Origin of the sequence: Nostoc sp. UHCC 0870 (assembly GCF_022063185.1) — a bacterium.
Classification (GTDB): Bacteria; Cyanobacteriota; Cyanobacteriia; order Cyanobacteriales; family Nostocaceae; genus Trichormus.
In genome coordinates this window covers 2,870,141-2,884,124 of the sequence record NZ_CP091913.1, presented here as the reverse complement: position 1 = coordinate 2,884,124, position 13,984 = coordinate 2,870,141, and the positions used below count along the sequence as shown (strand labels likewise).

The following is a 13,984-nucleotide window of genomic DNA, read 5'->3' as shown; positions in this document are numbered from 1 at the left end:
ATTTATGCTTATGATTCCCTTCAGGTAAATACTTCTAACCATTAATTTTGGGAAACGGCAGCACCACAAGTTAAGTATGATGGCACATGATCTGGTGATTGGGCGACTCTTAACTCAATTTTGCCGTTAGCGTTACGTCGCCAAGAAGTAGCTTGGACAAGCACCTCTGGAGATGGGGGTATTTGTGGTGTAACTGCGGCAGTTGTGTGGAATGCAGAGATGTCGCGGATGTCAGACCAAGTGCGTAGGCGTAGCCCGTCGTAGACATCGCTCCTCACTTCCTGAGTTGGATTTTGCGGTACTCCTCCCCTGCCTGTGGCGACAAAACTACTGTCATTTGTATTAGAACAGCCTGTGGCAATTTGCTGTGATTGATCAGTGATATTTGCTGGTAGTTCCAATAAGCCAGAGTTGGGGTCAACACCAATATTATTGATCTGCACAGTGCCATTGACATTGAATTGGGAACTAGCTGTAATGTCGTTGGTGAGGTCTTCTCTTGGAGTGAGAGTGTTGCGGTATTCCAAACCAATGATGCCTTGAGTGGTGATATTAATGTTACCGCCACGACCTTGGACAGCATTGGCAATGATGTCGCTGTTTTCCAAGCCCAGGATAACTGGGGCTGTGATGTTAATATTCCCACCATTACCCATTCCTGAGGCTTTGGTGGTAATGGTGCTACCATAACGCATCGATAATAACTCTGTCTGCAAATTTATGTCGCCACCTGCTCCAGATTCAGTAGTTGCAGTAATGCTACCGTTATTGCTGAGTCGCAATGATTGGGTATTCACCTGGATGTTTCCCGCATCGCCAATTCCCTGGTTTCTCACCGTGATCGATCCTTGATCGCTAACAGTTAACAAGGGTGTGTTGATGGTGACGTTTCCCCCTTGACCAATAGGAATTGCCGGAATCCCAAAAAAGAGTTGAGCAAATTGACTGGGAGCAATTACAGCAGAACGGATTTCGCTAGAACTAAGCGCACGAGGAATTCGACCTTGTACACTTACCTCTGCCGAGGCATTTATTGTAACGTTGCCAGCAGTGCCTCGGCTAGAACTGGAACTAGTGATCACGCCACTATCCCTAACTGTCAATTTGTCAGTATTCAGAATCGCATTGCCTGCATTGCCTGAAACAAAGCTAGCTGTCGATAACGCTGTTGCACCCGGTAAATGATTGCCAATGATTTCAATGCGATCGGCATTGATCAGCAAATCGCCACCGCGCCCTTGCGTGCGACTAAAAGTAACGCTGCCCACAACAGCACCATTGGCGACGGTGAGTCGGGGGGTAAACAGAGTAATATTACCGCCATTTCCATCAGCAAGAGTACTAGAACTAATTACACTAAATATATTCGCTGGATTGAAATCACGTACTTCTATAAACTCCGATGCTTGGACTACGATGTTACCACCATGGCCAAATCCAAAGGTGCGGTTAATAATCCCTGCTCCATTGCGAATCGTCAACTGTTGAGTGTTGATTGTTATATCTTGACTAGCTCCCTTACCCAGGGTTTCAGTCAACAAGCCATTCCGAATGCCTTGACTCGCTAAATATCCGTCCATGTACAGTGATTCTGTTGCTTGGACATGAATCCTTCCCCCAGCTTGGACACCGCTATTCTGGGCTAATAGCAGTGAACCATTAGTAAGGCTTACCTGACGACCCTGTACTTGAATTGAACCGGCTGGTACTCCACTAACATCCAGCAAGGCCTGCTGAGATAGCTGGATGCTACCCAAGTTTGTGATGTCTGCATAATTGAAGGCAAATCCCGGTTGACCAGCAGTGACATTGACCGTAGCTGACTGTTTCACACTGCCCAGTTCAACCCGTCCACCCTCCGCAATCAACATTCCACCTGTCAGGACAATATCTCCGCCAACAAGGGCAAGAGTTTGCCTTGACTCCACCCGCAATCCTCCAGTGGTGTTCGCACTAAGATTAGTGGGTACAAGTTCTGTATTTGTACTCTTCAACTGATGTCCACTGCTCAGAGCCGTAATTGGGGTGGGATGCTGCCCCATCTGCAAACCGATGGGTATACTCATCGTCAATAATGCTTTTGAAGTCGGATTAACAGCACTAAATTCTGTCCCATCAGCAAACTTAATACTATTCGCCGTCGTTCCCACAAATGACCCGCCAATATTTAATGAGGCATTTTGCCCAAATACAATTCCTGCCGGATTCATTAAAAACAAACTGACTGGATTATTACCACCAAGAGTTTGAACCAAGCCATCAATATGAGAAATATTTCCACCTGTCACCCGACTAAATATTGTTGTAATATTTGGTGTATTCGTTACATCAAAAGTCGCTGAACCACTAGTTGGCACAGAAAAATTACTAAAACTATGGAATAAATTATTACCTTTTTCAATACCATTGAGAATATTAAAATTATTACCACTTGGGTTGACTATAGTGCTGGTTGTACCATCAGATACCACTTGAGCCATAGCCAATGGTGTTCCGCCCAGCATAGCTAATGGCATTATCTCTGGTGTTAATAACCCACTGATAAATATCAATAGAAATGGTACTACTTTCATAGCCAAGAAACTTCCTTCACCTGATTTAAAGTTAGAGTTCCCTTAGTTGTGTGATTTAGAACAGAGTAGTCCTGCTAAACCCAAATCTATTATTACCTGTATGGTATTTTTTTAAACAGCAGTAACAAGGGAGCGATCGCCTGGTATTGAAATATGGGAATTTCTGAGAACACCAACATTAGTTAACTGTTGCTGTCTATCGTTGGTAAATGAAGATATCTGGGCTACTACTTTGATGGCTTTTCTGAAGTCAGAAATGGTTTGTTAGCTTTATCACGCAAGAAAAAAATAGTATTTATACTGAGGATAGTTGTAAAAAAGACAGGCATTATATGTAATGTTATGTCACCCATGACATCAAAGCATCGGAAATTAACTAGATGAATATAAGGTCAAGTGGTTAGAGCAAATGGGGAAAAATCAGTGTGTGCTAAATAGGTAAATCAAGGAAAAGGGTGACGATGAAACAAGTTGTTATTGAAAACTCCATTATTCACACAGCATTGTCTCAGCTAAAATTAAACAATTTTTTAAATTTTATCTTTAGATTAAAACTGCTCAAATTCGGTTTGATTCTAGCAGCAGTATTATGCAACTATCATCAGGCGATCGCCCAAACTTCTAATCCTCCAACTTCACCACCTGGTCGTTTAGAAGATATTCCGGTTACTCCTTTACCATCGGATCTGTTACCGCAACCATCCGATCAGGAGGAATTACTGCCTCCTGTGCAACTACCAGATCAGCCCACTCTAGGAGAAGATGATCCTCAGTCCAAATTCCGGGTTGATCAAATTGAAGTTGTTGGTAGTACAGTTTTCTCACCAGAACAGTTTGCCGTTATTACAGCTCCCTTTGTAGGAAGGGAGGTATCCTTTGCAGAGATATTACAGGTCAAAGATGCCATCACTAAGCTATACACTGATAACGGCTATGTAACGACAGGGGCTTTAATTACACCGCAGACTGTAGAAGCGGGAGTGATCAAAATTCAGGTGGTAGAGGGCAGTTTGTCAGAAATTAAAGTCGCCGGTAATCGGCGATTACGTAGCCAATATATTCGCGATCGCATCCGCATTGGTGCGAACAAACCTCTGAATGTGCCGCGCTTAATGGAAAAGCTGCAACTTCTCCGCCTCGATCCGCGTATTCAAAACCTGTCAGCTGAGTTACAAATGGGTGTAAATCCCGGAAGCAATATATTACAAGTCGAAATTCAAGAAGCCGATACTTTTTCACTCACGACAACTTTAGATAATGGGCGATCGCCTAGTGTTGGCAGTTTTCGTCGGAGTGTGGATCTGCAAGAAGCGAATTTATTAGGTTTAGGGGACACGCTGAATGTAGGCTACACCAATACCGATGGCAGTAATACCATCAGTCTGAATTACACACTACCAATTAATGCTCACAATGGTACTGTCTCGTTTGGTTTTAACCAAGGGTGGAATCGTGTCATTGAAGAACCATTCACCGTCCTGGATATTCAATCCAACACTAAGTCTTACCAATTTGGCTATCGCCAACCACTGATCCAAAAGCCAACCCAAGAATTAGCGGTGGGGCTATCGTTCTCGCGCCAAGAAAGCCAAACTGAGTTAGGTCTTGATAATATTGGTGGGTTTCCTTTATCCCCTGGTGCAGATGCAGACGGAAAAACCAATATTTCTGCCCTGCGTTTGACTCAGGAGTATACCCAACGCAGTAATAAACAAGTTTTTGCAGCGCGATCGCAATTTAGTTTGGGGGTTGATTGGTTTGATGCTAATGTCAATGAAGATGCCCCAGATAGTCGCTTTTTCGCCTGGCGGGGACAAGCGCAGTGGGTAAGACAGTTCGCACCAGACACGCTGTTGTTAGCTAGGAGTGATTTACAACTAGCAGCAAATTCTCTCGTACCTTTAGAGCAATTTGGTCTGGGTGGACAGGTAAGTGTGCGGGGCTATCGTCAAGATACATTACTTACTGACAATGGCCTATTGCTTTCGGCTGAATTTCGGCTGCCGATTCTGCGTGCTGCTAATCTGGGAGGAGTGCTACAACTGACCCCATTTATCGACGTGGGTAAAGGCTGGAATACCAAGGGAGATAATCCATCCCCAAATATGTTATTTGGTACTGGGTTAGGACTACTGTGGAAACAAGGCAATAACTTCTTTGTTCGGCTAGATTGGGGTATTCCTTTAACATCAGTAGAGGGAGAAAGGCGATCGCTGCAAGAAAATGGATTGTATTTCTCGGTGCAGTATTCGCCGTTTTGATCAATGAAGAATGCTGAGTGAAAAGTGCTGTTAGCGTAACGGGGTGTAAGCCTATACTTTCTAATTTACTCAGCACTCAGCAGTCAACAAGCAAAAATACTTACAAGGTAGATTTTCTAATTAGAATCTCCTATAGCTACTGTGTCATCTTCATCATCGAGAAATTCATCATCGTCTGGTTCTTGGAAAGCAGCAATGACCTCTTGAACAATTTCTTGTGCTTCTTCATCCTTAAGTTTCAAAGCTTCCTGAAGTTTTTTCAAGTAAGGCTGTTTATCTGTGGGAACTATGAGTTCGTCTTCGTCTAACAGGATAACAACTCCAGCCGCGAAGCCATCCCAAACCATTTCTTCAGGTAAGGACTGAGTTGCTGTGTTAAATAAGGGGCCGACTCCCTCCTCTTCTGCGATCGCCATCAGTTCATCAACCATTTCGACGATTTCATCTTCTGAAAATTCGGCGAACACCTCAAACTCCCAGAGAATACCTGCTAACCCTTCAGCATCCACTTCTTCCAGTGCAGAATCAGCGATCGCACTCACCAGCGCGATCGCCGCCACGGCTTCTTGTGGACTTAGGGATTCTTCTGTGGTGTTTTTTGCTTCAAAAATCTGCTCATAGTTGCTCATAATCATTACCTTTCACTTAAGGAATTACACAAAGGTTTAACCCGCGATCGTACACAAAACCTAGAATTATTCAAATTTGGTATTTGTACGGTCATAGCAAATCATTACTACCATACCCGAATGGCTTTATTCTCTAGCAGGTGAAATATTTTTCTAAAATATTTAGCGTCAGTTACTAGCTATGAGTCATATATTTCTTTACATGAGCTTGCGGTAACTACTAATAAAAATAGTCAAACCCTGACTTTGCTGCCTAAAGAATCAAGTTTTAGGCGCAATTTCTAGATGATCAATCATGTCCTGTTAAGTATAATTACTACTTGATTTTCCCATGATATTTTTTGTTGAGTTTTGCTAGTTTGGTTTAATATAGAGAGACGGTAGTTCAAAAAATAGCGATAGCAGTCATACATTGGGTTAACTAATGCTAACTGCCTAGTTAACTTTGCTGATGCAGTAGAAAAACTAAATTAAACGCAAGCTTGTAGTAAGCGGCTTTAGCTCTTATCAATATTAGTCCAGAGCGATAAACGATTAATTTTGTTTAACTAGTTACATACAGCAATTGAGGGTTAGTAGCGTAGATAAGCTTTGGTGAAAAGCGAGTCATTAATCAGGCTCATGTGATTCATCACTGCTGTTTAGCCATCTACCTCAACAGAGTTGAGGAATGTTGATCAATAAATAAGTCTGAATGGGCTACTCCCTGACTTAGCTAATAGTAACCAGAATTTCTATTGAATTGTCTGGGGCTTGTAGCTACTTATAGGTATATGTTCCTATGATGTCTTTAATTTGATGATCTAGCTGGTGGGAATTGCTTCCCGAAATCCATGCTATAGCTACATTTATTTGTCAGGTAAATTGATGATATGTATCCTCTGGGGTTAGTTACACCTAAATTAACCTCATCAGAGAAAATTCATCAGTTTAGTGATCTAATTATATTCACACAATCCAAATTTTTGGATGAAATTTTGTTGTTGCTGCATCCCAGTATAGGAATGCACAATTTCAACCTTAGCCATTTAACTTGTCAACTCCTCACACACTTGAAATATTATTTAAGGTCATGAATGATTTTGAATTTGTATCGACGATCTGCATTATAGCTGTAGCCTATCTGACTAGCATTTACTTATGGATTTCTTTGTCTCAAAACTCAAACGAGTAACCTGAGTCAGTAATTATTAATTCATGAATTAAGGTGATTGTGACTTTAATTTATGGCCATTCTGTTTTACTTATGATAATTCTGAAATTTGAGAACCCCGGCTTATAACATAAGCCGGGGTTCTCAGCTTTTAATAACCTGATTGTAGACGTATTGCCACACTACCGGCATGGGCAGGCAAACCTTCGGCTTCCGCTAAGGTAACGGCTGCTTGACCAATTTCCTGTAACGCGGCTTGATTGCATTCTAAATAGGTAATACGTTTGAGAAAATCGTAGACACTCAAACCCGAAGCGAAGCGGGCGGAACGAGATGTAGGTAGCACATGGTTGGGGCCGCCTAAATAATCACCAATCGCTTCTGGGGTGTAGCGTCCCAAAAACAGACTACCAGCGCATTTAATTTGACTAGCTAGTAATTGGGGATTATCTACGCACAATTCTACGTGTTCGGGAGCTAGTTGATTCAATAAAGGGATGCTGTCTGCCAAATCGTTCACAATAATTACTGCACCGTGCTTTTCCCAACTGATGCTAGCTGCTTCTTTTGTAGATAGCTGGGGAATAACTTGTGCAACGGCGGCTATAACTTGTTGGGCAAAGGTTTCAGAGTCAGTAATTAAAATCGACTGCGCGCTGGGGTCGTGTTCTGCTTGTGAGAGTAAATCCCAGGCTATCCATTCTGGGTTGTTTTTGTCGTCGGCTACAACCAAAATTTCCGAAGGTCCAGCGATGCTGTCTATACCCACAGTCCCAAATACTTGACGCTTGGCTTCAGCCACATAGGCATTACCAGGGCCGACAATCTTATCTACAGGGATGATGCTGTCTGTACCGTAGGCGAGGGCTGCTATTGCTTGCGCCCCACCAATACTATATATTTCTGTCACGCCAGCAACTTGGGCTGCTGCCAATACTGCGGGATTGATTTCCCCGCGCGGCATGGGTACAGTCATCACAATACGTTCCACGCCCGCGATTTTGGCAGGTAGCGCATTCATCAGTACAGAACTGGGATAACTAGCGCGTCCTCCGGGAACGTAAATACCGACTTGTGACAGGGAAACCCAATTTAAACCGAGTTTTACCCCTACGGTGTCGGTGTAACCAATGTCTTGGGGTAATTGCTTTTGGTGGAAAGAAGCGATGCGTTCAGCAGCTAATTCTAATGCTGCTTTGACTTCAGCCGGACATTTGGCAGCTTTTTCAGCCATGAAGGTTTCACTCAACCGCAGAGAATGAGGGCTGAAATGGTCAAACCGACTGGTGTAATCCTTCACTGCGGCATCACCCCGCACTTTTACATCAGCCAGGATATCGTGTACTGTACCGCTAACATCAACCGTAGCTTCCCGGCGGTTATTTACAAGGGCTTTAAATTGGGGAGTAAAGTCTTTGTCGGTTGTTTTCAGGAGTTGCATGGACAGTTTCTCTGAACTAGTGCAGGTTGGCAGTAGGGACAATATTCAGTGTAGAACGCTATTAAGTAGTAGTGCAAAACAAAATTATCTAAGGCGGAGGTTGGGTTGATGCACAAAACTCAACACTTCTACCATGTTGGGTTGCGCTGCGCTTAACCCAACGTCTTATAAACTACTCTTAGGTTTTTAAGCGCAAGCGCAGGCTACGCTAACAGAAATCAAATGAGATTCCTATCGTACTTATGCTGAGAACCTCCGGCTTCTAGCCGGGGGATGAAAGCTAATTGTCTAATTTATTAGACAACATGATAAAATCAAGTAGTGTGAATATAGGATGAAAAACTCCGTAACAAAAACGTATTCACGCATTTCACCTAACATTCAAGTAGCCATACAACTAGATTTAATCTAGTCGAGGTGGGTAGGGCATTTTGACAGTGCCAAAGCTAATTGAGTTATTTAACAATCAATTAGTAAACGTTGCGGAGAGGGTCTTTCAGACCCCGTAGCAACATCAGTTTAGAATCCTCCTGACTTCCAGTCGGAGGAGATGTCAAATATATTTTCTTAATCAAAAACCCAGCTACTGTAATCAAGTAACTGGGTTAATAATGGATTTGTTAAAATTAATGAGATTCTTTGTTTATCTAATCTATAAAACCCATCAAACTATCAGAATCATCAGTCTCGTTGGGAGCAACTGGACGATTACCCATTACAGAATAGTTGCTAGAAATAACTAGCGCACTAGAAGAAATTGGACGAATTCCTGACAAGTTAATACTGTCCATAACTTGGAATGTATTAGCACCAATGGGACGTATTCCCATGATGTTCATTGTTTCAACCACTTCCAAATGACTTACACCAATGGGACGTATTCCAGCACTTGAAAATGTATGAGCAACTTCTAAATCACTACTAGTAATAGGACGCTCTCCAGCAACGGCTAACGTTCCTACCACTTCTTGTTTATTTGATTTTTCTAACTGCACTGGTAAATTAGCACCTTTTTCGACTTGTTCTTGATTCGAGCTATGACCTTGGTTATTTTCGACTTCCACCGTTGTTTCTCCTTTAAGTTTGGCACGTCTTTGCCGAGGGCTGACCGTTTTGCCATTAGTGCTGATGGTCATAACTAGACACCTCTGGTTCGTAACTGAACTTTACAATATTTAAGGAAAACTTAAAATATTTCCTATATAACAGAGTTTAACCTTAAACAACCTTGCATAGATATAAGTATCTTCAAAACTGAGATATAAGTAAATTTAAATTAATAATTTTTGTAAATTAAGATTGGGGACTGGGGACTGCGAAGAAGCAGAGGAGAAAAACCAATAACTAATGACTAATGACTCAACACTCCTCACCGGCTAAACGCCGCGCTACCGCTAACAGCACTCAGCACTCCCCACTCAGCACTCCTCACTCCCTAACGCTACTATGAGATAGGGTATTTCTTAGTACAAATGTATGACAGAATTTGGTCTGCAAGCTCCCTTTAGTCCGACTGGTGATCAACCACAAGCGATCGCACAGTTAGTTGCTAGTATAGAAGCGAATAACCGTTACCAAACCTTACTAGGCGCGACGGGAACAGGTAAAACATTTTCCATAGCAGCAGTAATTGAGAAGGTGGGTAAGCCGACTTTAGTTTTGGCGCACAATAAAACCCTAGCTGCACAACTTTGTAATGAGTTGCGGGAGTTCTTCCCCAATAATGCTGTTGAATATTTTGTCAGTTACTACGACTACTATCAGCCAGAGGCTTATATTCCCGTTACCGACACCTATATTGAGAAAACGGCGGCGATTAATGATGAAATAGATATGCTGCGTCACTCAGCAACGCGATCGCTATTTGAACGGCGTGATGTGATTGTTGTAGCATCAATTAGCTGTATCTATGGTTTGGGTATCCCCGCCGAATACCTGAAAGCGGCTATACCCTTACAAATTGGGATGGAAGTAAATCAACGCCAGATTTTGCGGGATTTAACTTCAGTGCAGTACAGTCGTAACGATATCGAAATGGGACGGGGACGTTTCCGAGTCCGGGGTGATGTCTTAGAAATTGGCCCCGCCTACGAAGATAGGATTATTCGGGTGGAATTCTTTGGTGATGAAATTGACGCAATTCGCTATATTGACCCCGTAACGGGTGAAATTATCAATAGTTTGCAAGCTGTGAATATTTACCCAGCGCGTCACTTTGTCACCCCGGAGGAGCGTTTGGAAGTCGCTTGTGAAGATATTGCGGCTGAATTAAAACAACAAAAAACAGAACTAGAAGCAGCTGGTAAGTTAGTAGAAGCGCAACGCATAGACCAACGTACACGTTATGACTTAGAAATGTTGCGTGAAGTTGGTTACTGCAACGGCGTAGAAAACTATTCCCGTCACCTAGCAGGAAGAGAAGCTGGAGAACCGCCAGAATGTTTGATTGATTATTTTCCTAAAGATTGGCTGTTAGTAATTGATGAATCTCACGTTACTGTACCGCAAATTCGGGGTATGTATAACGGCGACCAAGCTAGAAAGAAAGTTTTAATTGAACATGGTTTTAGACTACCTAGTGCAGCCGATAATCGTCCTTTAAAAGCTGAGGAATTTTGGACGAAAGTCAATCAATGTATTTTCGTTTCTGCTACCCCAGGAAATTGGGAATTAGAAATTTCTGAAGATAGAATAGTTGAGCAAGTAATTAGACCGACTGGGGTAATTGACCCTGAGATTTTTGTGCGTCCTACAGACGGACAAATTGATGATTTGTTGGGAGAAATTAAAGATAGAATTGATCGTCAAGAACGGGTACTGATTACCACTTTAACTAAACGCATGGCGGAAGACTTAACCGAGTATCTGCAAGAACACAGCATTCAGGTGCGTTATTTACATTCAGAGATTAATTCCATTCAGCGCATTGAAATTTTAGAAGATTTGCGCGAGGGTAAATTTGATGTTTTGGTGGGTGTGAACTTACTGCGGGAAGGTTTAGATTTACCAGAAGTTTCCTTAGTGGTAATTATGGATGCTGATAAAGAAGGATTTTTGCGAGCCGAACGTTCTTTAATTCAAACTATCGGGAGAGCCGCGCGTCACATCCGAGGACAAGCAATTTTATACGCTGATAATTTCACTAACAGCATGGTAAAAGCCATTGAAGAAACTGATAGACGGCGGGGAATTCAAATGGCACATAATCGAATGCACGGAATTACACCGCAACCAATTGTAAAAAGATCGGGTAATGCGATTTTATCTTTCTTAGATATTTCTAGAAGATTGAATGCAGGAGATTTTAAAGTTGTCGAAGAAAATTTAAGTGAATTGCCATTAGAGCAGATTCCTGAATTGATTACTCAACTGGAAACACAGATGAAAGCCGCAGCGAAAAATCTAGAGTTTGAAGAAGCGGCAAAATTGCGCGATCGCATCAAGCAACTACGCGATAAAATGTTGGGACGTTAATAAAATTACCCCGGTTGTGGAGAAGAACCGGGGTTTTCACTGAAAATTCAAGAGATTACACAAAACGGCATGGGTAATAATTTTATTACAGTATCTACTTTTAGTAACTATATTGATGCTAATTTAGCCAAGCAGCTATTAGAATCACAAGGCATTCAATGCTACTTAGCTAATGAGTCTACAGTTAACATGGCATGGCATCTAACAGTAGCCGTTGGCTGGATTAAATTACAAGTCAATCAAACAGATTTAGAACAAGCCAAAAAAGTTTTAGTATCTTCTGCGTTCGAGATAGAAGACTCAGCAGACGAATGGCTGCAAGATGATGATATCGAAAAAATATCTTGGGCAGATGAAACAGCAGATAGAGCATTTCGCACATCTGTAATTGGTCTAATGTTACTCTTCCTACCCATCCAAATTTACTCTCTATGGCTACTGGTGCGTTTATTGGTTTCCCTTCGTCAAATCAGTGCCAATCGACGCATTAAAGTGATTGTTGCTCTGCTACTTGATTTACTAAATCTTTATATACTCTGGCAAATATTATTTTGAATGGGCATTATTTTTCCTCTACTGTATTATTGAGAAGAAAAAACTATGTCAACCACAGGAGGGTTTGACTAAGACGGAAGATCCAAAAAATCAATTGTCCTGATTGCAGCAGAACTTTGGGCTAGCTAACTAATACAATCAATATGGACAGACTTTTGATTTGGCTCTCTCCCGACAACTAGAAAATAGTACCGTATTCTCATAGTGGAATCAGGACTCAGGACGCAAAACTCTCTATGGTAGCAGGCAAAATTTTGCAGGGTGGGAAATACACCCTTATCCAAGAAATTGGACGCGGTGGCTTTGGCATTACGTTTAAAGCTACTCATCACTACTTAGAACAGGAGGTAGTGATGAAAACAATTAATGAAAAACTGCGACAACATTCTGAGTTTGCGAAGTTCGAGCAACAATTCCAAGATGAAGCCAGAAGGTTAGCTACTTGCGTTCATCCCAATATTGTCAGAGTCAGCGACTTTTTTGTGGAAGATGGACTACCTTACATGGTGATGGAATATATTCCTGGGGAAACCTTGGGAGATGCGTTTATCTTGCCAGGAATACCCTTACCTGAAGCCACAGCTATTCATTACATCCGACAAATTGGCGCAGCATTGCAGGTAGTTCACAGCAACGGCTTACTACATCGAGATGTTAAACCAGATAATATTATTCTTCGTCAAGGTACTCAAGAAGTTGTCCTGATTGATTTTGGCATTGCCCGTGAATTTAATAATGGCGTGAGGCAAACTCACACAGGAATAGTATCTGAAGGCTATTCCCCCATTGAGCAGTATTTAACCCAAGCGATGCGTACACCCGCTACAGATGTTTATGGTTTGGCAGCTACTTTGTATGCTTTATTAACAGGACAAGTACCCTTACCAGCATTATTACGCGATCGCGAACAAATGGCGACCCCCCGCGAACTCCAACCCCATCTCAGCGCATCCGTCAATCAAGCCGTTATGCGTGGAATGGCTGTAGAATCTCGCTTTCGTCCCGCCACCGTTGCTGAGTGGCTGCAACTACTCCCAGGTAGTGGGATAAATGTTGCACCGCCAGTCATCCCTACCTATGCAGTCCCGACTATCGATTTATCTGTTCACAATCTCGAAAATGCGGCTAGCGGAAACATTTTCAGCAGTGTGAAGAAAACTAAAACTTCGCCATTAAAAAACGTCGCCATCATGGTTCAGAAGCTGGCTACTTCTAAGGTTTTCTTGGGTGTTAGTGTAGCTTTAGTTGCTGCTACCGCCGGTTTTGGTATCACCAATATGTTTGCTGATTCTCAGCCAAAGTCACCCTCCAAACCATTGTTTGAAGAACGCCTACTAGAATCAGGGGGTAAAAACACTACCCCACAAGAAAACAACAATATCCGCAAATCTTCCACGGTTGATTCTGGAGAAACTACACCCACTACCAACTCTAGACGACGCAGACGTAATTTACCTGAACAACAGACTGAACCTGCAAACACCAACAGCAGTTCTACAGAACAATCACCACAACCCAACACTGGAGAATCACCAAGGGTCAATTCTGAAAAATCTTCTCCCTCACCTAACACTGATGCTTCACCATCCCTAGTAGAGACGCTGAGGGAAATTCGTTCTTCACGCAAAGCTAACCCCGCCAACTCTTCAGAAAATTCCCCATCCTCTGATAACCAGAATTCTACCCCGCCCCCAGTTGATAAACAGCCTAAGCCTGTGGTATTGCCAAGCGCACCACCTACAGATGCAAAAAATCCAGATTCTTCTTCTGTAGTAGTGCCAACGGTGGAAGTTAAAGAAAATTCATCGACTGATAGTCCACCTGCAAAAGTACCATCTCAGAAAAACGACAAGCTTTCAGAAACCCAACCAAGCGATAATTAACAAGGTGAAACAAAA

At 42.4% G+C, this 13,984-nt stretch carries 8 protein-coding genes; 4 read left to right on the top strand and 4 right to left on the bottom strand.

Translation table 11 applies throughout. The features are described from left to right. Window positions 1-41 precede the first annotated feature (41 nt). Window positions 42-2,573, bottom strand: coding sequence for a two-partner secretion domain-containing protein (locus L6494_RS12560; protein ID WP_237995348.1), 2,532 nt, complete (start codon window positions 2,571-2,573; stop codon window positions 42-44). Between the two features lie 461 nt (window positions 2,574-3,034). On the opposite strand from L6494_RS12560, the gene L6494_RS12555 reads away from it, so the two are divergent. Further along, on the top strand, window positions 3,035-4,834 hold the full coding sequence (locus L6494_RS12555; protein ID WP_237995346.1) for a ShlB/FhaC/HecB family hemolysin secretion/activation protein: 1,800 nt from the start codon (window positions 3,035-3,037) through the stop codon (window positions 4,832-4,834). A gap of 116 nt (window positions 4,835-4,950) precedes the next feature. Here L6494_RS12555 and L6494_RS12550 read toward each other — a convergent pair whose 3' ends face one another. The 3 genes from L6494_RS12550 to L6494_RS12540 form a co-directional block, all read right to left on the bottom strand. Next, window positions 4,951-5,463 (bottom strand): tellurite resistance TerB family protein, encoded by a 513-nt coding sequence (locus L6494_RS12550; RefSeq protein WP_330911081.1) that lies wholly within the window; start codon window positions 5,461-5,463, stop codon window positions 4,951-4,953. 1,304 nt (window positions 5,464-6,767) lie between these two features. Continuing rightward, entirely contained in the window at window positions 6,768-8,057 is a 1,290-nt protein-coding gene (gene hisD / locus L6494_RS12545) for a histidinol dehydrogenase (RefSeq protein ID WP_237995344.1), read from the bottom strand. Between the two features lie 647 nt (window positions 8,058-8,704). Further along, window positions 8,705-9,193 (bottom strand): hypothetical protein, encoded by a 489-nt coding sequence (locus L6494_RS12540; RefSeq protein WP_237995342.1) that lies wholly within the window; start codon window positions 9,191-9,193, stop codon window positions 8,705-8,707. A 340-nt stretch (window positions 9,194-9,533) separates the two neighbouring features. Between L6494_RS12540 and uvrB the strand changes: the two genes are divergently transcribed. The 3 genes from uvrB to L6494_RS12525 all read left to right on the top strand — a co-directional run bounded on the left by uvrB (window position 9,534) and on the right by L6494_RS12525 (window position 13,969). After that, window positions 9,534-11,531 (top strand): excinuclease ABC subunit UvrB, encoded by a 1,998-nt coding sequence (gene uvrB, locus L6494_RS12535; protein WP_237995340.1) that lies wholly within the window; start codon window positions 9,534-9,536, stop codon window positions 11,529-11,531. 69 nt (window positions 11,532-11,600) lie between these two features. Beyond that, window positions 11,601-12,086, top strand: a complete 486-nt coding sequence (locus L6494_RS12530) for a putative signal transducing protein (protein WP_237995338.1) — start codon at window positions 11,601-11,603, stop codon at window positions 12,084-12,086. A gap of 236 nt (window positions 12,087-12,322) precedes the next feature. Continuing rightward, window positions 12,323-13,969, top strand: coding sequence for a protein kinase domain-containing protein (locus L6494_RS12525; RefSeq protein WP_237995336.1), 1,647 nt, complete (start codon window positions 12,323-12,325; stop codon window positions 13,967-13,969). Window positions 13,970-13,984 lie beyond the last annotated feature (15 nt).